Annotated in this window: 24 protein-coding genes, 1 tRNA gene and 1 pseudogene; 15 read left to right on the top strand and 11 right to left on the bottom strand. The window is 64.2% G+C overall.

Annotated features, from left to right (window positions below):
* The first annotated feature begins 109 nt into the window (after positions 1-109).
* Positions 110-1,033 carry a 2-dehydropantoate 2-reductase gene (gene panE, locus ACE10W_RS41870; RefSeq protein ID WP_271555739.1) on the top strand — a complete coding sequence of 308 codons (924 nt, stop codon included), beginning with the start codon at positions 110-112 and terminating at the stop codon, positions 1,031-1,033.
* Between the two features lie 189 nt (positions 1,034-1,222).
* Here panE and ACE10W_RS41875 read toward each other — a convergent pair whose 3' ends face one another.
* The 4 genes from ACE10W_RS41875 to ACE10W_RS41890 form a co-directional block, all read right to left on the bottom strand.
* Entirely contained in the window at positions 1,223-1,816 is a 594-nt protein-coding gene (locus ACE10W_RS41875) for a cytochrome c (RefSeq protein ID WP_028174967.1), read from the bottom strand.
* A 189-nt stretch (positions 1,817-2,005) separates the two neighbouring features.
* Complete coding sequence (locus ACE10W_RS41880; protein ID WP_304549773.1) at positions 2,006-3,286, bottom strand: sorbosone dehydrogenase family protein; 1,281 nt, start codon at positions 3,284-3,286, stop codon at positions 2,006-2,008.
* A gap of 380 nt (positions 3,287-3,666) precedes the next feature.
* Positions 3,667-4,653 carry an NAD(P)-dependent oxidoreductase gene (locus tag ACE10W_RS41885; RefSeq protein ID WP_304549775.1) on the bottom strand — a complete coding sequence of 329 codons (987 nt, stop codon included), beginning with the start codon at positions 4,651-4,653 and terminating at the stop codon, positions 3,667-3,669.
* A gap of 76 nt (positions 4,654-4,729) precedes the next feature.
* A tRNA-Gly gene (locus tag ACE10W_RS41890) sits at positions 4,730-4,804 on the bottom strand.
* Between the two features lie 274 nt (positions 4,805-5,078).
* Here ACE10W_RS41890 and trxA point away from each other — a divergent pair.
* Positions 5,079-6,002, top strand: a complete 924-nt coding sequence (gene trxA, locus ACE10W_RS41895) for a thioredoxin (protein WP_028174970.1) — start codon at positions 5,079-5,081, stop codon at positions 6,000-6,002.
* 115 nt (positions 6,003-6,117) lie between these two features.
* Positions 6,118-6,795, top strand: a complete 678-nt coding sequence (locus ACE10W_RS41900) for an LON peptidase substrate-binding domain-containing protein (protein ID WP_011083424.1) — start codon at positions 6,118-6,120, stop codon at positions 6,793-6,795.
* Between the two features lie 13 nt (positions 6,796-6,808).
* Here ACE10W_RS41900 and ACE10W_RS41905 read toward each other — a convergent pair whose 3' ends face one another.
* On the bottom strand, positions 6,809-9,247 hold the full coding sequence (locus ACE10W_RS41905; protein WP_304553943.1) for an EAL domain-containing protein: 2,439 nt from the start codon (positions 9,245-9,247) through the stop codon (positions 6,809-6,811).
* Here ACE10W_RS41905 and ACE10W_RS41910 point away from each other — a divergent pair.
* On the top strand, positions 9,203-9,397 hold the full coding sequence (locus ACE10W_RS41910) for a hypothetical protein (RefSeq protein ID WP_304553955.1): 195 nt from the start codon (positions 9,203-9,205) through the stop codon (positions 9,395-9,397). The two genes, ACE10W_RS41905 and ACE10W_RS41910, sit on opposite strands and share 45 nt — an antisense overlap.
* Before the next feature lie 94 nt (positions 9,398-9,491).
* Here the strand turns inward: ACE10W_RS41910 and ACE10W_RS41915 are convergent, their stop codons facing one another.
* From ACE10W_RS41915 to ACE10W_RS41930, 4 genes are all read right to left on the bottom strand, one after another.
* Positions 9,492-10,085, bottom strand: a complete 594-nt coding sequence (locus tag ACE10W_RS41915) for a cytochrome b/b6 domain-containing protein (RefSeq protein WP_304549778.1) — start codon at positions 10,083-10,085, stop codon at positions 9,492-9,494.
* Positions 10,086-10,147: 62 nt separating this feature from the next.
* Complete coding sequence (locus ACE10W_RS41920; protein ID WP_028174973.1) at positions 10,148-10,426, bottom strand: PepSY domain-containing protein; 279 nt, start codon at positions 10,424-10,426, stop codon at positions 10,148-10,150.
* Positions 10,427-10,646: 220 nt separating this feature from the next.
* Positions 10,647-11,465 carry an SDR family oxidoreductase gene (locus ACE10W_RS41925; RefSeq protein WP_304549781.1) on the bottom strand — a complete coding sequence of 273 codons (819 nt, stop codon included), beginning with the start codon at positions 11,463-11,465 and terminating at the stop codon, positions 10,647-10,649.
* A 62-nt stretch (positions 11,466-11,527) separates the two neighbouring features.
* Positions 11,528-11,878 carry a hypothetical protein gene (locus tag ACE10W_RS41930; protein ID WP_028174975.1) on the bottom strand — a complete coding sequence of 117 codons (351 nt, stop codon included), beginning with the start codon at positions 11,876-11,878 and terminating at the stop codon, positions 11,528-11,530.
* Positions 11,879-11,969: 91 nt separating this feature from the next.
* Here ACE10W_RS41930 and ACE10W_RS41935 point away from each other — a divergent pair, with 91 nt between their 5' ends.
* The gene (locus tag ACE10W_RS41935) at positions 11,970-12,503 is read left to right on the top strand and encodes a TetR/AcrR family transcriptional regulator (protein WP_211433342.1); all 534 of its coding nucleotides are present in this window, start codon (positions 11,970-11,972) and stop codon (positions 12,501-12,503) included.
* A 74-nt stretch (positions 12,504-12,577) separates the two neighbouring features.
* Positions 12,578-12,775, top strand: coding sequence for a Trm112 family protein (locus tag ACE10W_RS41940; RefSeq protein WP_011083431.1), 198 nt, complete (start codon positions 12,578-12,580; stop codon positions 12,773-12,775).
* Positions 12,776-12,989: 214 nt separating this feature from the next.
* On the opposite strand, the gene ACE10W_RS41945 is transcribed toward ACE10W_RS41940, so the two are convergent.
* On the bottom strand, positions 12,990-14,210 hold the full coding sequence (locus ACE10W_RS41945; RefSeq protein WP_304549788.1) for a ubiquinone biosynthesis hydroxylase: 1,221 nt from the start codon (positions 14,208-14,210) through the stop codon (positions 12,990-12,992).
* Positions 14,211-14,427: 217 nt separating this feature from the next.
* On the opposite strand from ACE10W_RS41945, the gene tesB reads away from it, so the two are divergent.
* Positions 14,428-15,291, top strand: coding sequence for an acyl-CoA thioesterase II (tesB, locus tag ACE10W_RS41950; protein ID WP_028174978.1), 864 nt, complete (start codon positions 14,428-14,430; stop codon positions 15,289-15,291).
* Between the two features lie 3 nt (positions 15,292-15,294).
* Here the strand turns inward: tesB and ACE10W_RS41955 are convergent, their stop codons facing one another.
* The gene (locus ACE10W_RS41955; protein ID WP_028174979.1) at positions 15,295-16,173 is read right to left on the bottom strand and encodes a DUF4339 domain-containing protein; all 879 of its coding nucleotides are present in this window, start codon (positions 16,171-16,173) and stop codon (positions 15,295-15,297) included.
* Positions 16,174-16,411: 238 nt separating this feature from the next.
* Here ACE10W_RS41955 and ACE10W_RS41960 point away from each other — a divergent pair, with 238 nt between their 5' ends.
* The 8 genes and pseudogenes from ACE10W_RS41960 to ACE10W_RS41995 all read left to right on the top strand — a co-directional run bounded on the left by ACE10W_RS41960 (position 16,412) and on the right by ACE10W_RS41995 (position 22,436).
* Complete coding sequence (locus ACE10W_RS41960; protein WP_008142802.1) at positions 16,412-16,750, top strand: P-II family nitrogen regulator; 339 nt, start codon at positions 16,412-16,414, stop codon at positions 16,748-16,750.
* A 71-nt stretch (positions 16,751-16,821) separates the two neighbouring features.
* Positions 16,822-18,124 (top strand): annotated as a pseudogene (locus ACE10W_RS41965) (ammonium transporter).
* Between the two features lie 81 nt (positions 18,125-18,205).
* Entirely contained in the window at positions 18,206-18,520 is a 315-nt protein-coding gene (locus ACE10W_RS41970) for a helix-turn-helix transcriptional regulator (RefSeq protein ID WP_011083437.1), read from the top strand.
* Positions 18,521-18,548: 28 nt separating this feature from the next.
* On the top strand, positions 18,549-18,902 hold the full coding sequence (locus ACE10W_RS41975) for an SRPBCC domain-containing protein (RefSeq protein ID WP_304549798.1): 354 nt from the start codon (positions 18,549-18,551) through the stop codon (positions 18,900-18,902).
* Between the two features lie 40 nt (positions 18,903-18,942).
* Positions 18,943-19,545 (top strand): ATP-dependent Clp protease proteolytic subunit, encoded by a 603-nt coding sequence (locus ACE10W_RS41980; RefSeq protein WP_011083439.1) that lies wholly within the window; start codon positions 18,943-18,945, stop codon positions 19,543-19,545.
* A gap of 447 nt (positions 19,546-19,992) precedes the next feature.
* Positions 19,993-20,331 (top strand): P-II family nitrogen regulator, encoded by a 339-nt coding sequence (locus ACE10W_RS41985; protein WP_008142813.1) that lies wholly within the window; start codon positions 19,993-19,995, stop codon positions 20,329-20,331.
* 37 nt (positions 20,332-20,368) lie between these two features.
* Positions 20,369-21,817, top strand: coding sequence for an ammonium transporter (locus ACE10W_RS41990; protein WP_028174983.1), 1,449 nt, complete (start codon positions 20,369-20,371; stop codon positions 21,815-21,817).
* A 214-nt stretch (positions 21,818-22,031) separates the two neighbouring features.
* Positions 22,032-22,436 carry a GFA family protein gene (locus ACE10W_RS41995; protein ID WP_028174984.1) on the top strand — a complete coding sequence of 135 codons (405 nt, stop codon included), beginning with the start codon at positions 22,032-22,034 and terminating at the stop codon, positions 22,434-22,436.
* Positions 22,437-22,701: the final 265 nt, after the last annotated feature.

Below are 22,701 nucleotides of genomic sequence, written 5' to 3' on the forward strand. Positions count from 1 at the left end.
TGGGGCTCCAACTTGTCCGACAACATGCAGTCGGGGTAATGGGTCCTGGCTCCCGTGCGCAATTGCGCACTAGGCCAGGACGACAGCAAGAAGAAAAAAGGACAATCCCATGCGCATCCTCGTGGTCGGCGCCGGCGCCATCGGCGGCTATTTTGGTGGCAGGCTGTTGCAGGCCGGCCGCGACGTCACCTTCCTGGTCCGGCCGCGGCGCGCCGGCGAGCTTGCGAGCGCCGGCCTCGTCATCAAGAGCCCGAACGGCGACGTGACTCTGAAGGCTCCACCGACGGTCGAGGCCGACAAGCTGAAGGACAAGTTCGACGTCGTGCTCCTGAGCTGCAAGGCGTTCGATCTCGACGATGCCATCAAGTCGTTCGCGGCGGCGGTCGGGCCTGATACGGCGATCATTCCGATGCTGAATGGCATGAAGCATCTCGATACGTTGGATGCCAGGTTCGGCAAGGAGCGCGTGCTCGGCGGGCTCTGCGCCATCGCAGCGACCTTGAGCGAGAAGCGCGAGGTGGTGCAGCTCCAGCCGATGCAGGCGATCAGCTACGGCGAGCGCGACGGCAAGCTGTCCGACCGGGTCCGGGCGATCGACGAAGCCTTCAAGAGCGGCATCGTTGGGGCCACCGCCAGCCAGAACATCATGCAGGACATGTGGGAGAAGTGGGTGTTCCTCTCCTCGCTCGCGGCCTCCACCAGCCTGATGCGCGCCTCCGTCGGCAACATCCTCGCCGCCCCCGGCGGCAGGGATTTCCTGCTCGGCATACTCGATGAGACCAGTGAGATTGCCGCCGCGTCAGGCTATCCGCCAGGAGGCCCGTTCTTCGAGCGGGTGAAGGGCAACCTCACCACCGAGGGCTCGCCGATGACCGCCTCGATGTTCCGCGACATCAAGGCCGGCCTGCCGGTCGAGGCCGATCACGTCATCGGCGATCTCATCGCACGCGGCGATGCCGCCAAGGTGCCGCTGCCGAAGCTGCGCATCGCCTATACGCATTTGAAGGCGTATGAGAAGCAGCGGGCGGGGTAGCGGCCCGCTACACACTCGGGTGTCGTCCCGGACAAGCGTAAGCGCAGATCCGGGACCCATAACCACGAGAATACATCGTACGCGACGTCGTCACTCCGAGTCCCCGTAACCACATCTTTCTGTGGTTATGGATCCCGGATCTGCGCGCGCTTGGGGCGCGCTTGTCCGGGATGACGGCGGAGTGTGGAGTTACTGCAAATGCGCCAGATAATGCGCGACCGCCGTAATCTCTTCTTCGCTCATCGCGTAGGCGACATCGGCCATCGCGGCGACGCCGCCGCCGACGCGCTGGCCGGCCTTGTAGTCGTGCAGCGCCTTCACGAGATATTCCTCGCGCTGGCCGGCGAGGCGCGCGACGGCCTTGGTGCCCGCGTAAGTGTCCGTGTGGCATGAGGCACAGCGGCGACCGGCCGCGACTTGTGTGCCTTTCTTCGACAGATCGGGATCCTGGTCTTCCGGCCCCTTCGGCGGCGCGAGCTGCGAGAAGTAAGCCCCTAGATTGCGGATGTCCTCGTTGTTGATCTCTTCGACGATCGGCTGCATCTGCTCGTTCTTGCGCGAGCCGGCGCGGAAGAACACCAGCTGCCATTGCAGGAATTGATCGGGCTGGCCCGCGAGCGAGGGGATGTTCTCGGTCTGCGAGATACCGTTCTCGCCGTGACAGCCGGCGCAGACCTCAGCCTTGGCCTTGCCGGCGGCAGTGTCGGCGGCATCGGCCGGGCAGAAGCCCAGCGTGACAAGCGCAATCGCGCTGATTGCGTGCGAGATGAACTGCCGGCGCATGATGGGGATTCCGATCTATCGAGATTGTCATTCCGGGGCGTGCGAAGCACGAGCCCGGAATCCATAACCACCAGTCATGGTTATGGGTTCCGGACTTGCGCGCAAGGGCGCGCAATCCGGAACGACGGTCATTCACGAAAAAGGCTGCGGCCGCCTCATGCCCACCGCAGCCTTTGATTCGCCCGCGCGCTACTTCTTGCTGTAGCTGATGCGATAGATCGCACCGGCCCAGTCGTCGGCGACGAGGATCGAACCGTCCTTGGCGAGGATGATGTCGTTGGGACGGCCGAGATAGCCCTGGTCACCCTCGATCCAGCCGGAGGCGAACACCTCCTGCTTGGCATTCTTGCCGTCGGGCCCGACGATCACGCGCATGATGCGGCCGCCCTGGTACTTGTGGCGATTCCAGGAGCCGTGCTCGGCGATCAGGATGTTGTTCTTGTACTCGGCGGGGAATTGATCGCCGGTGTAGAACTTCATGCCGAGCGGAGCGACGTGCGCGCCGAGATTCAGCACGGGCGGCGTGAACTCGGAGCACTTGTGACCCATCGCGAACTTCGGATCGGGCAGGTCACCCTGGTGGCAATAGGGATAGCCGAAATGCTCGCCCATCTTCGAGATCATGTTCAGCTTGTCGCTGGGCAGATCGTCGCTGATCCAGTCGCGCGCGTTTTCGGTAAACCAGTACTTGCCGGTGCGCGGATCGACGTCGCCGCCGACCGAGTTGCGAACGCCGAGCGCATAGATCTCGGCGTTGCCGGTCTTGGGATCGACGCGGCGGATCTGCGAGACGCTGGTCGGGGGAACGCCGACGTTGAAGGGCGGTCCGAACGGCAGGTAGAACCAGCCTTCCTTGTCGACTGCGATGTACTTCCAGCCATGCGCGGCATAGGAAGGCATGTCGTCATAGACGACCTTGCCGTCGCCGAGCTTGTCCAGATTGGCTTCCGCGTTGTCGTAGCGGATCAGCTTGTCGACCGCGATGACGTACAGCGCGCCATCCTTAAAGGCGAGACCGGTGGGCATGTTCAGCCCCTTCAGGATGGTCTTGACCTCTTTCTTGCCGTTGTTGTCCTTGATGGCATAGACGTTGCCGAGGCCGAACGAGCCGACGAACAGCGTGCCCTTGTCACCCCAGGCCATCTGCCTCGCGGCGAGAACGCCGGGCGCATAGACCTCGATCTTGAAGCCCGCCGGCAGCTTGATCTTCTTCATCATCGCCGCGAGCTCGGCCTCCGACGCACCGGTCGGTGGACCCGACGGCGGCGCGAGGCCCTTCTGCGCCTCGGTCTCGTCGCCCAGGAACCAGTCATCCGGCGGATGGGTCCAGAACTCCTTGGTGCCGGATTCGTATTTCTTCAGCGGCTTGTTCTTGTCCTGCTGTTGCGCATTGCCGACGCTGGTCCCCGCGAGAAGCGCAACCGCTGCAAGCGCCAGGACGGATTGAAAGACGGATTGATGGAATTTCATCGCGTCACTCCCCTAAGGCAGCCGTCAGGGCTGCACGTTATTTTGTTTTGCTAGTCGAGAGGCGAAGTTTGGAGCCTGTCGAGGCGACAGACGCAAAAAGGTTAGCACATCTGCGAGCGGTGAGAAGCGCGCCGCGTGCACTGCGGTTGCGCTCAATAAAAATTGAGACGGAATCTCTCCGAAGGCGAACGCGGCAGCGAAAACGATCTCGCTGCAACGCGGCATCGACGTGGCGCGTGGCTGATTTTCAGGCAGTAGGAGAGGCGGCCGCACAAAAACGCGAAAACAACCCCATGCACAGTAGACCGGCAAAGACCGTGCTGCGCCCGGTGACGCCAGGCAGACGTTTGACGCGTCGAGCAAAACAGCAAAGGCGGCGCTTACGAGGCGACGGGGTAGGGTCCGTCGTCAAACACCGCATCATGATAGCCCTTCGACCCGACCTCGCGCGCCAGCGCGCTGCGAAAATCCTGTCCCGCGCGGAGGCTGTGCAGCACACGCGCGAAGTCGAATTCCGGCCGCCACCCCAGCTCGTGCCGCGCACGATCGTTGACGTAGACGCGATCGATCTGCGGAAACAGGCGCCAGCCGTTCGCCGCATAGAGCTGCGCGCAATCCGGATAGAGCTCGCGCACGACGCCGGCCGCGTCGCGCGCCAGCGCCACGAGATGGTGCGGCTCGAACGGGCTCGTGGCCGACACGATGTAGCGGCCGAAGCCAAGGTCGGGCGCGCGGGCGACGGCGAGCAGATGGGCGCTCACCGCGTCCGCTATATCCAGCCGGCGATAGAGCAGCTCGTTGGCCTGCGCGTTGTCCAGCGCATAGGCCGACCGCATCGAAGGATCGTCGTCGTCCTCCGGGAAGAAACGCGAGGTCCTCAAGACGACGACCGGCAGCCCGCGCTCGCGAAAGAACAGCTCGCACAAATTCTCCGCCATCAGCTTGGTCGTGCCGTAGATGTTCTTCGGCACCGGCGACAGGTCCTCGGTGACCCACACCGCGGCCTGTCCGGCTTCGGGGCGAAGCTGCGAGCCGAACGCGCTGGTGGTGCTGGTGAAGACGAAGCTGCGCACGCCGGCGCTTACCGCCGCCTCGAGCAGGTTGAGCGTGCCGGTGACGTTGGTATCGACGAAATCCTGCCCGCTGTGGGTCGCCACATGCGGCTTGTGCAGCGTCGCGGTGTGGATCACGGCGGTGACGCCGTCCATCTGACGCCGCACGAAGTCCGGATCGACGATCGAGCCGACGGCATCGGTGAAGGGCGATGGCTTCAGGTCGACCCCGCGCACAGCGGACCCGCGCCCGCGGAGCGTGCGGAGAAGGGCCTCCCCAAGATGGCCAGCGCTGCCGGTGATGAGAATTGTCATTGCAGACCCAATACAGCCGCCAGCGGCGTGGAAAACCACGGCCTGACCCGGTTTGGCTGGATGCTCTGGGAAAAATTGGAGCGGGCGAAGGGGCTCGAACCCTCGACCCCGACCTTGGCAAGGTCGTGCTCTACCACTGAGCTACACCCGCATCCTGTGTCGGTCGCGTGACGCGCCGGCAACGGCTGTCGTATGCCAAAAGCGGGAGGGGAATGCAACAGCTACCGGCGGCATAGATTGGTATCTTCGGGCCTATATGGACCCCGAAATTGGCCAAATCGACCGAAAATGCCCCGGAACCGGCGAATCGGCCGCGACGGATTGAAATTCGGCCGCCCCGGCCCAATTTAGGAGCCGACAACGAAGCATATGCATTGGCGACGTGCTAAAGACCCGCCATTCCAGACATGAGACGAGGGAATCCCGTGACGATCATCGACCAGGGTAACGGAGCGGCGGGCCCGGCTGCGGCCGATCTGATCAAGGACACCACCACCCAGACCTTCGTGAAGGACGTCATCGAGGAATCGAAGCGCCAGCCGGTGCTGATCGACTTCTGGGCGGAGTGGTGCGGCCCCTGCAAGCAGCTCACCCCCGTGCTGGAAAAGGCGGTCAAGGCGGCGAAGGGCAAGGTCAAGCTGGTCAAGATGAACATCGACCAGCACCCGGCGATCCCGGGCCAGATGGGCATCCAGTCGATCCCGGCCGTGATCGCCTTCGTCAACGGCCAGCCGGCCGACGGCTTCATGGGCGCGGTGCCGGAGAGCCAGCTCAACGCCTTCATCGAAAAGCTGACCAAGGGCGTGACGGCGCCGGGCGAGCCCAATATCGCCGAGATCCTGCAAGAGGCCGAGGCGGTGCTCGCCGAGGGCGACGCCGCCGCCGCGGCGCAGATCTATGCCGAGGTGCTCTCGCACGATTCGACCAACATCGCGGCGCTCGCGGGCCTCGCCAAGTGCTACACCGTCTCGGGCGCGATGGAGCAGGCCAAGCAGACGCTGGCCATGGTGCCGGAATCCAAGCGCAACGACCCCGCGGTGAAGGCCGTGCAGACCGCGATCGATCTCGCCGAGCAGGCGGAGCAACTGGGGCCGGTGGCGGAGCTGGAACAGAAAGTCGCCGCAAATCCGCTCGATCATCAGGCACGCTTCGATCTCGCGACCGCCCTCAACGCGCAGGGCAACCGGGCAGCCGCGACCGAGCAGCTGCTCGCGATCATCAAGCGCGACCGCAAATGGAACGACGACGGCGCCCGCAAGCAGCTCGTGCAGTTCTTCGAGGCCTGGGGCGGCACGGATGATGCAACCGTCGAGGGGCGCAAGCGCCTGTCGACCATCCTCTTTTCGTAGGCGCGCGGCTATTTTTGGAGCATGATCTTGTCGGAATACCGCTTCGCAATTTGTGCCAACGCGGCCCTCCGGCTCCGGATCATGCTCTAGCGCGCGGGACTTCAGCGGGGACCAGATGCCGATCAACATCGAATATCGCGGGCCCGCCGACCTTCCGGAGATCATTCCGGTATTCCCATTGCCGGGCGCGCTCTTGCTGCCGCGCGGCCAAATGCCGCTCAACATCTTCGAGCCGCGCTATCTCGCGATGGTCGATGATTCCTTCCGCGACGGCCATCGCCTGATCGGCATGATCCAGCCTGACGTGGCGCACTCGCCGAAGAACTCCGACAAGCCGGCGCTGTTCCGCGTCGGCTGCGTCGGCCGCATCACCCAGCTCGCCGAATCCGGCGACGGCCGCTACATCCTCGAGCTCACCGGCGTCTCGCGCTTCAAGGTGGTCGAGGAGCTCGAGGTGCTCACCGCCTACCGGCAGTGCAAGGTGGATTTCTTCACCTATGTCGACGACTTCACCGCGCGGATGGGCGAGGACGAGGTCGATCGCGAGGCGCTGCTGGCTGTGCTCGCGGACTTCTTGAAGGCCAACAATCTCAAGGTCGACTGGGAGGGCGTCGAGAGCGCGCCCAACGAGGCGCTGGTCAACGCGCTGGCGATGATGTCGCCCTACGGCCCCGCGGAAAAGCAGGCCATGCTGGAGGCGCCCGACTTGAAGACCCGCGCCGAGATCCTGATCGCGGTGACCGAGATGGACCTCGCCAAGAAGCGCACCAGCGGCGATCCGCCGTTGCAGTGAGGGCCTGAATTGCTCAGGCAGCGCGAACGGCTGCGCCGGCACCTCGCCGCAGCATTCTGGCGATGTCGGATGCAGGCATCGGCCGGCTGAAATAGTAGCCTTGCGTTTCGAGGCACCCCTCTTCGCAGAGGATATCCAGCTGCTCCTTGGTTTCGACGCCTTCGGCGGTCGTCGTCTTGCCGAGGCTGACTGCGAAACGAACCACTGCGCGCGCGAGATGGCGCGCCTCTGCCCTTGCGCTCGAAAGTTCGTTGACGAAACTGCGGTCGATCTTGATCTTGTCGAACGGGAACTTTTGCAGAAAGCTCAGCGATGAATAGCCGGTGCCGAAATCGTCCAGGGCGATTCGCACACCGAGCTCGCGCAATTGGCCGAGGACGGCGAAAACGGCTTCGCTGTCATGCATGATCACCGTCTCGGTGACCTCGAGCTCGAGCCTGTGCGGCGCAACTCCCGAACTCGCCAGCGCGCCGATAACGACTGGAACAAGCTCCTTGCTCCTGAACTGAGCGGGAGACAGGTTGACCGCGATCCTGACATGCGGGGGCCATTTGGCGGCTTCCGCACAGGCGGCTCTCAGGACCCATTCTCCCAGCGGCACGATCAAGCCGGTCTCCTCCGCGAGCGGGATGAATTCGCTCGGCATGACCAGACCTTGCTGCGGGTGATGCCAGCGTAGCAAGGCCTCGAAACCATTGACCTTGCCGGTCGCGGGGCTGACGAACGGCTGATAGTGGAGCTCGAACTGACGGCCGGCAATCGCATCCCGCATGTCGCGCTCCAGGTTGCGTCGCGCATGCATGAGCTCGTCGAGTTCCGGCTCGAAGAAGCGGAATGCACCACGTCCACCACTCTTGGCCGAGTAGAGGGCGAGATCCGCGCTCTTCATGATCACGTCGGAATCGTTGCCATCGCGCGGCGCGATGGCGATGCCGATGCTGGTGCCCACCGTGACCCGGTGATCACCAAGATCGAACGGTTCGCAAAGCGCCTTCCTGATGTTCTCGGCAAGGGCGGCGGCCTCCACGGCCGGGTTGGTCACGTAATCGATCACGGCGAACTCGTCGCCGCCCAGCCGGGCGATCAACGCGGTTTCCGTGGTGCATTCGCGCAACCGCGCGGCGACGGCGCGCAGCAGGGAATCGCCCGTCGGATGTCCCAGCGTGTCGTTGACTTCCTTGAAGCGGTCGAGATCCAGCATGAGCACGGCCAGATCGAGGCCGCCATTGCGCGTAACCGCAATGGCATGCTCCATCCGCTCCCTGAGCAGCACGCGATTTGGCAGATCTGTCAACGCATCGTGTTGTGCCATATGAGCGATCTTGGCCTCGGACCGGCGCTGCTCGGTGACGTCAAGATGCGTAGCCACCCACCCGCCGCCGGCCATTGGCTGCCGCGTCACGCAGATCAACCGACCATCCGTGAACTCGTCGATTCTGCTCGAGACTGCATCGAACGGCAACGCAGCCAGTTTCGAGAGGAATTGCTTGGCAGCGCCTTCGCTGGTGTCGCTCTTGAGGATGCCGGTCACGACGCGATGCCTGATGATGTCGGCGTGCGGTGTCCCCGTTCTCAACAGTTCCGGCGGCAGCTGATAGAGTCGGGCATAGCGCTCGTTGCAGACGACAAGTCGCTTCTCCGCATCGAACATGCACAGGGCCTCGACCATGTTGTTGATGGCCGTATCGAGCCTGAGTTTCTGCTCCTGGATTTCCTGTTGCGAATCTTCCACCTGCTGCCGGGCGAGCGAGAGCTCACTGATGATTTGCTCGAATCTGCTGGTTCTGGTCGCAAGGCGGCGATCCGCCAGCACGCCGACGAAGCTCATCCCGAGCACCGACAGGGCCACGCCCGCAATTGCCACGGCGAGGAAGGTCGGAGAAAGCGACAATGTATCGCTTGCCAGCGTAGGGTCTGGAACGATTTGCACGGCCCCCATGGCCGTGAAATGGTGCGACACGATGGCGAGCGTCAGCAGCAGCGCCGCAGCAAAGGTCCCCCACTTGTCCTTGTGGCCCAGGGCAACGGCGAGCGCAGCGTAGCCCAGCACCATGCCGAGGACGATCGAGATCAACACCAGCCCCGGCGACCAGGTCACGCGACCCGGGACCTCGAGGGCCCACATGCCGATATAGTGCATGCTTGCAATGCCCGCGCCGATGATGCCGCCACCGGCAGCTGCGCGCCACTGGCCGGAATTGTTGACGGCAACGCCAAAACCGCCCGAGGTCAGGATCATCGCCGCGGCGAGCGACAGCACCGTCAGGACGAGGCCGTAATTGGTCGGGACGCCGGGCTCGTAGGCGAGCATCGCGACAAAATGCGTTGCCCAGATTCCGTAGCCGATGGCGGCGCCGGCAATCGCAACCCAGATCAACCGCGCCCAGGCCCGCGAGGCGACCGCACGATGAAAGATGCTGACCGCAACGATACTTGCAACGAAGCATACCAAGCCGGCAAGCAGGACGAGACGCCAATCGTGTTCGGCCGTAAGGCAGGAAAAAACGCGGAACATCCAATAGCGCTCCCCTCGTCAATATCGTCGATGGTGGATCGCCTAGACGTTCTTCGCGTTAATTTTGTGCAACGCCTGATTGCATGATTACCAGCGGGTTAACGCGGCCTGTGCAATTCGATCTGCGGAAATTTGCGCCATCGACGGCCGGCGGACGTGCGCCGTGATCGGCAACGAACGTCTAGAGGTGAGTGCGGATGCGCTTGCGTCCGGTGATCATCGCGCGGGTCAGGTTCTCGCGCTGGAGAATCCCCATCAGCACCACGCCCACGACGTGCAGCACGACCAGGACGATGACCGCGTCCGATGAATAATGGTGGGCGTCTTCGACCCACCAGACGCCGAAGAAGGTGACGGTCACCGACATCGCTCCCGTGATCGTGGAGACAGCGAGCGAGGCCAGCAGCGCCACCAGCATCAACGTGCCGGCGGGATTGAGACCGATGTAGCGGCCGGTCATGCCGCGGCGCAGGTTCCAGAGATAGCCTGGCGCCGCGCTAAGCCTGACGCCGACCATGCGGAAGCGCGAATAGCGGCTTCCCCAAAAACCCCAGACCAGGCGGAAGGCCAGGAGCCCAAGCACCGTATAGCCGACGATGCGGTGCAGGCGGTCAAAGACGGTGGGGGTGAACCACGCGGCCAGAACACAGATCGCCAGGGCCCAGTGCCAGAGGCGCAACGGGAGGTCCCAGACCGCGATCGTGCGCGGAGCAGTTCGATCCGCGGGGCTCCTGTCGGACGCCCCGCGCGCTTCTGGCACCGCTTCTTCGATCAAGCGAAGACCACCCTCAAGCCTTCCTTTGCGCAGATCACTTCGCGCAGGTCATTTCGCGCAAGTCATTTCGCGATCGTGTGCTTCAGGCTGAGATCTTCGGGGCTGTAGAACAGCTCGTAGAGCTTGCCTTCCTTGACGCCATAGACCTCATAGCACGAGCCTTCGACCTTGGAGCGCCGCACTTCGTAACCGAGCGCCTTGGCCTTGGCTTCGGCTTCGCTCGCCGGCTTCCACGACGCCTTGTCGAGCTTGGTGCAGTTCTTGAAACCGTCGGCCATGGCGGCGGATCCCGTGCCAATCCCGATCGTCAGTACCATGGCAACAACACGAATGACCTTCACGAACGTCTCCTCCTTTGTCGTGAGCGCTGCGCGGGAAGCCGCGAAGCGGGACGGAAGGAAGCAAAGCACATGATGAAGTCAATGCGGTTCGGAGCCGGTTCGCTTTAGAGATATTCTAACGATCCGAGAAAGATCAGCGCTCTCCGCATGCAGCACGCATTTGAACGGCCGCTGCGGCCTTACGTCTCACGGGACGGAGGCACGCTGGCAGCCGGGCTGGTCATCCCTGGATCGCGCTTCGCGCAGCGGGGTAGTTGCGTTGCAGCCAGTCCGCCCAGGAGAGCCGTCCGCGAACGCCTTGGCTGACGACGAAGCCCATGCCGCGCGCCTTCGCGTCCGAAAGATTCATCGGCAGGATTTTCCGATGCAGCCCCCGGGCGTGCTGATACCGGCGGGCCAGCGAGACCAGCTCGAGATCTTCGGGGCCGCCAATCTCCGCGCGCTCGCCACGCATCCCGTCGAAGGCGCAGGCCACGACGTGGTCGGCGACATCCGACGTATCGACGGGATTGAACAGCGTCGTCGGTACCGGCCACACCGGAAGCCAGGCGAGGCCCGAGAGCAGGCTGTCGAGCAGATAGTAGAACGGCATCGCGCGAACCACCGACCAGGACAGAGCCGATGCACGCACCAGCCGTTCGCCGGCAAGCTTGACCCGCGCGTAGGGCAGGGTTGCCTCATCGAGGCCGACGATCGAGACGTGGAGGAAGTGCCGCACCCTGGCCTCCCCGCAGGAGGACAGCAGGCGCCCGGTGCCCTCGACGTCCACGGCGGAGGGCGAGGTGAAGAAGTCTGTCGGGCGAATGCCGCCGCGCCGCGCGATCGGCGAATAGGTCGCCGCGTTGATGACCGTGTCGACGTCATGCAGCGCGTCCCGCAACCCGGCGCCTGTGGCGAGGTCGCCGATCGCCCATTCGACGTCCGGTCGCGTGCCCGGCGATCGCGCAAGCACCCGGACGTGACGTCCGTCGCGAACGAGGCGATCGACGATATCCCGGCCGAGATGGCCTGTGCCCCCGGTGACGAGTGTCAGAGCCATGTTTGAAGCTCCATCTGCAACGGCTCGCCGTCCGCCGTAGCGGGAAGGCGTCTACGGCGAGCTCAGTAGCCGGCAACCGTCATGGCAACGACGGCGCTGAGCGCCATCCAGCCGAAGTGCCGGCCGCGTGTCGCCCATGCGTTGGCGAAGGCGGAGAAACCGAACACGCAGGCCATGGTGATGACGATCCAGTGGCGCGCCGGCGCCGAGTCCATCCAGGGCGCCGCGATCAGGAGCACGCCGCCGCCGATCCAGGCGACGGTCGATGCCTGCCAGACCAGGCGGATCAGGGTGCGCAGCCGTTCCGGCTCGATGCTCGCGCGAGCAAAGACCTTGGTCTCGCCGAGGATGCCATGGATGAGGGCCACGACGATGGTCAGGACGCCGGCGCACTGGAGCAACAGATCACGCATCGATATCTCCGTACATAACTGTATGGAGACATAGGGGCTGGCCTGCCGCCTGTCAATACACTAGTGTATGGTCAAGTTCCGGGAACCTGGCATGACCGAACAGCTCTCCGCCGACGATTGGATCAAACAGGGGCTGAAGGCGCTCGCGAAAAGCGGCTTCACGGCGCTGAAGGCCGACCCGCTGGCAAAGGCCATCGGGGTTTCGCGCGGCAGCTTCTATTGGCATTTCGCCGATCTCGGCGCGTTCCATGCCGCCGTGCTGAAACGCTGGCGCGAGATCGCGGCCGAGCAGATCATTGCCGATGTCGAAGCCGCCAGCGACGAGCCGCTGAAGGCGCTGCTGCGCAGGTCCTTCGGCGCGCGGCTCGATCTCGAACGCGCGGTCCGCAACTGGGCGGCATTCGATGCCGCCGCGCAAGCCGCGGTGCGCGCGATCGACCGCCGCAGGCTCGACTATATCGAGCAGCTCCTGGACAAGCGCGGGCTAGACCCGGCGACGGCGCAGGCTCGCGCGCAGATCCTCTATTGGACATTTCTCGGCTTCGCCCTGTCGGGCCCGCCGGTGCCGGCGGCACGGCTCCAGGGCCTGCTCGACGACCTGCTACGGATGATCTCTGCCGAGTGACCCGTTCCAATGGAACGGGTCACTCGGCGGGCGCGAATTTCTGTGCTAGAGGCAGCCGATCGCCGGAGACCACAATGAACGCGCCCACCGAACGCCCCGAAACCAGCGTCGATCCGAAATTGCTGGAGATTCTGGTCTGCCCGCTGACCAAGGGTCCGCTGGAGTTCGATTCCGCAAAGCAGGAGCTGATCTCGCGCAGCGCCAAGCTCGCTTACCCGATCCGCGACGGCATCCCGATCATGCTGCCGGAAGAGGCGCGGAAGATCGATTGAGGTCGCAGTCTTGCGCAGCGGCCGCGCAACAATCGCGATGTCGTCCTGGCGAAGGCCAGGACCCATAACCCCAGGGAGGGGTTTGGCGCGACGCTGGTAACTCCGTGTCTTCGCAAGACTATTGCTGCGGCGTATGGGTCCCGGACCTGCGCGCGCTTGGGGCGCGCTTGTCCGGGACGACGAGCGGAGGGTGGAGCGCCAGCGAGGATAAGAACTACAGCGCCTCGCCCTTCAGCAGCCGCGGCACCTCGCCCGTCAGGCCCGCGGCCTGGCGGATGAAGAGATTCTTCAGCGGCGGGGCGCGGTCGACGAGACCGAGGCCGATGTCGCGCACGGTGCGCAGCAGCGTCGACTGGTTGGAGAACAGGAAGTTCAGCGAGTTGGTGGCAACGCCCATCGCCATGGTGTCGAAGCGGCGCCAGCGCTGGTAGCGCTCGAGCACGTCGGCCGCGCCGAGATCCATGCCGAGCCGCGCGGCATCGACGACGACCTCGGCCAGCGCGGCGACGTCCTTCAGCCCCATGTTGAGGCCCTGGCCTGCGATCGGGTGGATGACGTGGGCGGCATCGCCGACCAACGCGAGGCGCTCGGCGATGAAGGAGCGCGCCACGAAATAGGACAGCGGAAATGCGCGCGGCTTGTCGAGCGCCTTGACCTCGCCGAGATGCAGGCCGAAGCGCTGCTCGAGCTCGCCGTGAAACTCTTCGTCGCTGAGCGCGATGATGCGCGCGGCCTCAGCCCGGCGCTCGGTCCAGACCAGCGAGGAGCGCTTGCCCGAGAGCGGCAGGATCGCGAAGGGACCCGCGGGCAGGAAGTGCTCTTCGGCGCGGCCTTCGTGGTCGCGCTCATGGCCGACGGTGACGACGATGCCGGACTGGTCATACTCCCAGCCATTGGTGGCGATGCCGGCGCGCTCGCGCAGCTTCGACCTCGCACCATCGGCGGCGACCAGCAGGCTGGCCGCGATCACGCTGCCGTCGCCGAGCGTCACGTCGATGCCGTCGGAACGCGCGTCGTAGGAGGCGACCGTGGTGGCGCGGAGATCGATGCCCTCGGCCTCGGCACGCACCACCAGCGCGTCGATCAGGCGGCGGTTCTCGACCATGTGCGCAAAGGGCTCGCCCGGCGCGACGTCGCCGGCGAAGTTCAGGAACACCGGACGCGTGGCGTCCTCCAGCTTGGAATCGGTGACGACCATGTCGAGGATCGGCTGCGCCTCGCCCCTGACGTCGTCCCAGGCACCGATCGCCTCGAACAGGCGGCGGCAAGCGGCGACGATCGCGGTGGCGCGCGGGTCCCGGCTCGGCCGCGTGCTGAGCGCGGGATCGGCGACGATGACGGGAATCTCGGGCCCGAGCCCCTGGCGGAGCGCCAAGGCCAGCGCCAGGCCCGCAAACGCGCCGCCGCCAATGACAATGCTACCCTGTACCGACATACCAAGCTTCCCGGCCAATACTTCGCCTGTTCTTGGTCTTGCTAGCAGACTTGAGGTGGGCGAAACAGTGCGGTGAAAAACAAGGGCGGAACGGCCCAATTCCGTCATTCCGGGGCGCGCGGAAGCGCGAACCCGGAATCCAGAGGTTATCGCTCGGGATTCCGGGTTCATCGCTGGCGCGATGCCCCGGAATGACGAGATTTTCGAAAGCGCCATCATGTCCAAAAGCCTGATCGACCTGATCTCGATCCTCGACCTCGAACAGCTCGAGGTGAACCTGTTCCGCGGCAACAGTCCGAAGACGAGCTGGCAGCGGGTGTTTGGCGGCCAGGTGATCGGGCAGGCGATGGTCGCGGCCTGCCGCACCGTCGAGGGCCGGCTGCCGCATTCGCTGCATTGCTATTTCATCCTGCCGGGCGATCCGCAGATCCCGATCATCTACCAGGTCGAGCGCCTGCGCGACGGCAAGAGCTACTCGACCCGCCGCGTCACCGCGATCCAGCACGGCAACGCGATCTTCTCGATCATGGTGTCGTTCCATGCCGAGGAGGAGAGCGCGTTCGATCACCAGGACAAGATGCCGGACGTGCCGCCGCCGGAAAAGCTGACGGCGGAGGAAGTGGCGAAGCAGCCGCTGTTCAAGGAGATGCCGGAGTTCATTCGCCGCTACTATGAATCCGACCGTCCGATCGAGCTGCGCCCGGTCGAGCTCGGCCGCTACTTCGGCCAGAAGATCGAGGACGGCCGCATCCACGTCTGGATCAGGACCGCGGCGAAGCTGCCCGACGATCCGGCGCTGCACATGTGCGCGCTGGCCTATGCGTCGGACTTCTCGCTGCTCGACGCGATCATGGCGCGCTACGGCCGCACGCTGTTCGACAAGCGCATGATGCCGGCGAGCCTTGACCACGCGATGTGGTTTCACCGCCCGTTCCGCGCCGACGAATGGCTGCTCTACGCGCAGGATTCGCCGAGCGCGCGAAGCGGCCGCGGGCTGACCCGCGGCTCGATCTTCAAGCCCGACGGCACGCTGGTCGCCTCCGTCGCGCAGGAAGGCTCCGTGCGCGAGCGGAGGGCGTAACGCCTAGAGGGAGCCGCGGGGGGCGAGCTCGGTCTGCGACGCAAACCAGTTCATGATCCAGCGATACACCCACGGGATCGGGATGATGAGGCTGAACAGGATTGCGGCCACGATTCCGCGCCAGAGAATCTCAAGACCGCTGCCCTTGAAGACGATCTCGCGCCGCGTGCCTTCAATGCTGCGGCAGAACCAGCGCATCTGAGCCGCGGCAACCCAGGCCCAGCCGATGATGGTAATGATCGAGATCGCGAACAGCAGATTCCAGCCGACATAGGCCCAGACCGAGCCGGTGAAGCTGAGGCCGAGCGGCTGCCCATTGGAGGCGAGGTTCGCGACGATCCATTTGATGAGGAGCCAGTAGAGAACGATCTGCACGAGGAACAGCAGGTTGCTCAGCAACTGGCTGCCGATGAAGCCGATCGCGATCGCCAGAACGATGAAGCCGAAAAACCAGGGCACCAGCGCCATCGCATTGCCGGTGAAGCTGAGGTTCGGGCGTCCCGGGACCTTCACGCAAGGCACGATCCATTTTGTGTACCAGACGAAGACCCACGGCGCCGGGATGACAAAGCACATGCCGATCAGCATCACGATGCTGCGCCAGGTGAATTCGAGGATGCCAAAATCGACCGACAGTGATCCGCCGGCGGCGCCACCATTGCCGCGGCCGCCCATCGTCGGCGGACCACCGGCCGGGATCATCGGCGGCGCGCCGCCGCCGACCAGGCCGGGGATCTCGGCGGCCTTCTGCCAGCCGGCCATGCCTTCGGTCCACACCAGCGTATCCGGGCGCACGACGCCCTGGGCGATGAGGTCGCGGAACTGCCCTTCGGGAAAGGGCCCCTGCTGCTTGCCCTCGGATGCGTAGAACCAACTCGCCATGAAACGTCCCCCTCAAACATACTTATGTACCGGCTGGGACGCTTCGGTTCACCGCATCCATGCCAAAAATGCATTGTGACGGATGAACGGCTGCCCTGTACAGAGGCGGCCGTTCACAACGCCAAACGTTTTTCCGCTTCAATCTGCAACTTTTTTATGCCATTTGCCCTGAAAGATGCCAGATTGACGCTGCGCCGGGGACATACGGCGCGGCGCATCCCGGGGAATAGGCCTGACCATGAAACTCGTCGTCGCGATCATCAAACCCTTCAAGCTCGATGAGGTCCGCCAGGCCCTGACGGCGATCGGCGTCCACGGCATGACCGTGACCGAGGTAAAGGGTTATGGCCGCCAGAAGGGCCACACCGAGATCTATCGCGGCGCGGAATATGTCGTGAACTTCCTGCCGAAGCTGCGCATCGAGATCGCGGTCGCCTCCGACGTCGCCGACAAGGCGGTCGCCGTGATCACCGCCACGGCGCGCACCGGGCAGATCGGCGACGGCAAGATCTTCGTCACGCCGATCGACCACGCGCTGCGCATCCGCACCGGCGAAACCGACAGCGACGCGCTCTAACGATTCTTCTTCGATCGCGCCGGGCAACGACGCCACAGCTGCGACGCAATTTCTATGCTGGGGGAAATGACATGGCGGGATTGTTGCGCCGCGCGGCCGTTGTGGCTGCGCCGGCCGGACTTATGTCAATCGTTGCCGCGCCGGCGCAGGCCGCGGGTTCCGAGATCAACACCGCCGACACCGCCTGGATGATCGTCGCCACCGCGCTGGTGCTGATGATGACGATCCCCGGCCTCGCGCTGTTCTATTCCGGCATGGTGCGCAAAGAAGAACGTGCTCGCCACCATGGCGCAGAGCCTTGCCGCCGTGACGATGATCTCGATTCTCTGGGTCGCGTTCGGCTATTCGCTCTGCTTTGTCGGCGACGGCCCCTGGATCGGCACGCTCGACCGCTGGTTCCTGGCGGGCATGACGCTCGACAGCGTCAACCCGGCCGCGAAGACCATCCCGGAATCGCTGTTCATGCTGTACCAGATGACGTTTGCGATCATCACGGTGGCGCTGGTCGCGGGCTCGGTCGCCGACCGCATGCGGTTCTCCGCTTATCTGCTGTTCTCGGTCGCCTGGTTCATCTTCGTCTACATTCCGCTGGCGCATTGGGTGTGGGGCGGCGGCTTCCTCGCCAGCATGGGCGTACTGGATTTCGCCGGCGGCCTCGTGGTGCATCTGTCGGCCGGCACCGCCGGCCTCGTCGCCGCCAAGGTGATGGGGCGCCGCCACGGCTACGGCACCGAAAATCTCTCGCCGTTCGATCTGTCGCTCGCCGTGATGGGCACTGGCCTGTTGTGGGTCGGCTGGTTCGGCTTCAACGGCGGTTCGGCCGGCGCGGCCAATTCGCGCGCGGTGCTGGCGATCATCGCGACCCATCTGGCGGCCTGCTCCGGCGCGCTGACCTGGGGCGCAATCGAATGGTCGACGCGGCGCAAGCCTTCCGTGCTCGGCATGATCTCCGGCGCGGTCGCTGGCCTCGGCACCATCACGCCGGCTTCGGGCTTCGTCGCGCCGTGGCATGGCATCGTCATCGGCATCATCGCCGGGGCGGTTTGCTACTGGGCCTGCACCTGGCTGAAGCACCGCTTCGATTATGACGATTCGCTCGACGTGTTCGGCGTCCACGGCATCGGCGGTCTGACCGGCACCCTGCTCGCCGGGGTGTTCGCAACCAGCGCCATCGGCGGCACCGCCGGCCTGCTCGAAGGCCATCCGCGGCAGCTTCTGATCCAGCTTTATGGGGTCGCCGTCACCTTCGTTTGGGCGGCAGGCGTCAGCTTCATCCTGCTCAAGCTGGTCGGCCTGTTCGTACCCTTGCGCGTATCCCGTGAGCACGAGCTCGAGGGACTGGATATTTCGCAGCACGGTGAGGCCCTGCAGTAAGCTGCGGGCGAGCGGTTCGAGGAATCGAGCAGCCTAAGCCCAGGACTTGCACATCACATAAGTGTATGCTTATGTGTTGCCATGATCGAAGCCGACATCTTCAAGGCGCTGGCCGACCCGACGCGTCGAAGGGTCTTTGAGAAGCTCGCTGGCGGAAGCCTGAATGCGAGCGCTTTGCGCGACGGATTGGAGATCAGCCAACCGGCGATGTCGCAGCACCTCGCGGTGCTGCGTGCGGCAGGCTTGGTGCGTGAACAGCGGCAGGGCCGCTTTGTGAACTACGAAGTCGACCCGGACGGAATCGTCGCCATCGGGGCATGGCTTGCGCGCTACCGCGCCTACTGGCCGAAGCGCATGGAAGCACTCGCCGATCTCCTCAAGGACATGGATCAATAAGGACCTGGATTAATAAGGACCTGGACCGATGAGCGACGCCGCGAAGCCTGATCGTCCCGACGAAGCCCTGGTGCTTGAATACGAATTCGATGCGCCGCCGGCAAAGGTCTGGCGCGCCGTGACCATTCCGGCCTTGCGCGAGCGCTGGTTGCCGGATTGCGACCTTGCGGGCGCCGAGCCGGAATCAACGATCGCAGGCGAAGAGGTGCGCTACCGGCTTCGCGATTCAGAGCCGCCGTTTCGCGAGAGCCACGTCATCTTCCGGATCGAGCCGAACGAGGACGGCGGCACCCGCTTCCGCATCATCCAGCAAGCCTGCGACGACCTCGCGAAACTGCCGCAGCCGGCCAACACCAATTGCCGCCTGATGATGGCGGCCTGACAGCAAAAGACTTCATCACCTGCAGACATGGAGGTCGCCAATGCGCGACATGCTTCAGCTCGTCCCTATGGTTGTCGAACAATCTGCCCGCGGCGAGCGATCCTTCGACATCTATTCGCGGCTCCTGCGCGAGCGCATCATCTTCCTCAACGGCGAGGTCAATGATGCGATGTCCGGACTGGTCTGCGCGCAATTGTTGTTCCTGGAGGCGGAGAATCCGAACAGGCCGATCAATCTCTACATCAATTCCTATGGCGGCGTGGTCACCAGTGGACTGGCGATGTACGACACCATGCAGTTCATCAAGGCGCCGGTTCATACGCTGTGCATGGGCACCGCGCGCTCGATGGGCTCGTTCCTGCTGATGGCCGGCGAGCGAGGTCACCGCGCCGCGCTGCCCAATGCGAGCCTTCACGTGCATCAGCCGCTCGGCGGCTTCCAGGGCCAGGCGTCCGACATCCTGATCCATGCCAACGAAATGCAGGAGACCAAGCGGCGCATCACCCGGCTCTACGCGCAGCATTGCGGGCGCACTGAGGCGGAGGTGGAACGAACCTTGGACCGCGACCACTTCATGACTGCACAGCAAGGGGTCGAATGGGGATTGATCGACCGGGTCTTTGCGGAACGCGACGCTACCTGACGGTCCGACGGCGGCTTCGGCCGGATACCGTCCGGCGAGCTTTGTTCTGCCCGAGCGGCTCGGCCGGTTGCGCGCATCCCGTGAGCACGAGCTCGAGGGGTTCGGTATTTCGCCGCACGGCGAAGCACTTCAGTAAGCTTTGCCCATAATTAGATACCTTCCAGCTGCCCGACACGTGAGCAACATTGTGTCGGCAGCCTGTCGTGCCCTCATTTTAAGCAGTCGTGACCAGTTCTTGAGCGCGACGTAATAGCGCACTGCACTGCGATACCCGTCAAACGCGAAAACCCCCGCTTTCATAATCCGTTAGGCAACACGCCCGTTCTGGCACGGCATTTGATTCTAGGGGGCGTGGCTGTGCCCGCGTAGTGAAACTTCTCCCTCGTGGCGAACCAGTCGAGAAACGCCCGGCCACGTCCGGACCGGGCCCAAGCGGGGATAGGACCCATGAAAATTGTTATGGCGATTATTAAGCCATTCAAGCTGGAAGAAGTCCGTGACGCCCTGACCGCCATCGGCGTTCACGGTCTCACGGTGACGGAAGTCAAGGGGTATGGCCGCCAGAAGGGCCATACGGAAATCTATCGCGGCGCTGAATATGCCGTGAGCTTCCTGCCCAAGATCAAGATCGAGGTCGCTGTCGCCTCCGACCAGGTCGACAAGACCATCGACGCCATCACGTCCGCCGCGAAAACCGGACAGATCGGCGACGGCAAGATCTTCGTCATCAACCTCGACCATGCGGTTCGTATCCGCACCGGCGAGGCCGATGCCGCGGCCCTTTGATTTCGCGCTCAACCTTATCCAATCAGGAGTAAATAATATGACGTTCAAGCGTCCCTATGGCGCGGGATTGGCGGCTCTCGCAGTCGGCCTGTTCGCTGCGACCGCAGCCTATGCCGAGCCAACGGTCAATAAGGGAGACAACGCCTGGATGCTGACATCCACAGTCCTCGTGCTGTTGATGACGATCCCGGGTCTTGCGCTGTTCTACGGCGGTCTCGTCCGTTCCAAGAACATGCTCTCGGTCTTGATGCAGGTCTTCTACACCGTCTGCGTCGTCACCGTGATCTGGGCCGTGTACGGCTACAGCCTCGCCTTCACCGGCGGTTCCGACTTCATCGGCGGCTTCTCCAAGGCCTTCATGATGGGCGTCACCACCGACTCGAAGGCCGCGACCTTCTCGGTCGACGCCAACATCTCGGAGCTCATCTATATGTGCTTCCAGATGACCTTCGCGGCGATCACGCCGGCCCTCATCGTCGGCGCCTTCGCCGAGCGCATGAAGTTCTCGGCGATCGCTCTCTTCATCCCGCTCTGGGTCACGCTGATCTACTTCCCGATCGCGCACATGGTCTGGTACTGGCCGGGCCCGGACGCGATCCAGGACGCTGCCAAGGCTCTGGCTGCGGCGACTGATGCGGCGGCGAAGACCGCGGCGCAGGCCAAGCTCGACGAGATCAACGCCGACGCCGGCTGGATCTTCAAGAAGGGCGCGATCGACTTCGCGGGCGGCACCGTGGTGCACATCAACGCCGGCATCGCAGGTCTCGTCGGCGCTCTCCTGATCGGCAAGCGCACCGGCTACGGCAAGGAGCTGATGGCTCCGCACTCGCTGACCATGTCGATGATCGGCGCCTCGCTGCTCTGGGTCGGCTGGTTCGGCTTCAACGCCGGCTCCAACCTCGAAGCCAACGGCGGCGCTGCCCTCGCCATGACCAACTCCTTCGTCGCCACCGCAGCCGCCGCGCTGTCGTGGATGTTCGCGGAGTGGATCGTGAAGGGTCACCCGTCGGTGCTCGGCGTCATCTCCGGCGCTGTCGCGGGTCTCGTGGCCGTCACGCCCGCCGCCGGCTTCTCCGGCGTCATGGGTGCGATCGTCCTCGGTCTCGTGGTCGGCGTGGTCTGCCTGTTCTTCTGCACCGTTGTGAAGAACGCGATCGGCTACGACGACTCCCTCGACGTGTTCGGCGTGCACTGCATCGGCGGCATCGTCGGTGCTCTCGGTACCGGCATCCTGGTGAACCCCGCCCTCGGCGGCGCCGGCATCATCGACTACACGGCGATCCCGCCGAAGGTTGCCGATTACGACTTCGCGGCGCAGATGGTGTCCCAGTTCTGGGGCGTCTGCACCACGCTGGTGTGGTCGGGCGTCGGTTCGGCGATCCTCTACAAGGTCGTCGATGTGATCGTTGGCCTCCGCGCCAATGTCGAGAGCGAGCGTGAAGGCCTCGACATCACCGAGCACACCGAGCGCGCCTACAACATGTAACGTCTCCTCCCGGGCACGGTCTCCCCGGAGACCGCGTCCACAACTACGGTTTGGGCACATACCCGGCAATGCCCCGACCGTTGAGGGGCTCCAGCGCAAGCTGGAGCCCCTTTCTTTTTGCGCCGCGCGGCAAAGAAGCAAAGAAAAGGATTGCCATTCCAGATTGCCGGCGCAGAGATATCGACCACAACGAACAACAAACCGGGAGGTCGTCATGCGTTTGGAAGGCGGATGCTATTGCGGCGAAGTGCGCTACGTGGCCGAGGGCGACCCGATGATGCAGGCGCAGTGTCATTGCCGCGAGTGCCAGTACATCTCGGGCGGCGCGCCCAACACCTTCATCGCGATGCCGGTGGCCGGCTTCAGCTACATCATCGGGCAGCCCAAGCAGTTCACCCGCAAGGACCTCGAGCGCGCCGTGACGCGCGAGTTCTGCCCCGAATGCGGCACGCATCTGGTAACCAAGGTTCCGGGCCTCCCCGCAGCGATCCTGAAGGTCGGCACGCTGGACGAGCCCGAGCAGTTCCATCCGCAGATGGCGATCTACACCTGCGACAAGCAGGAATTCCACGCGATCCCCGCCGGCATGGCGACGTTCGAGAAGCTGCCGGGGCATTAGCCCACGATGACGGCGCGCTCCCTCCCCCGCATGCGGGGGAGGGCGAGGGCAGGGGAGAGGGTGTCTCAACATCGGGACAGTCCTTCTGCGGAGAGAACCCTCACCCGCGCCTTCGGCGCGACCTCTCCCGCAAGCGGAGAGGTCGAGGAACCAGCCGGCCCTGTAGCCCACCCATCCCGTTGTTATCCGGCCTCAATATTCCCGCTCTGGACGGGGGCGGCGGCCGATGGTTAATCGCGTCTTAACCTCGCCCTATCTATGGTGA

The sequence above is a fragment of the Bradyrhizobium sp. B025 genome (genome assembly GCF_042257955.1).
In the GTDB taxonomy this organism is placed as follows: domain Bacteria; phylum Pseudomonadota; class Alphaproteobacteria; order Rhizobiales; family Xanthobacteraceae; genus Bradyrhizobium; species Bradyrhizobium diazoefficiens.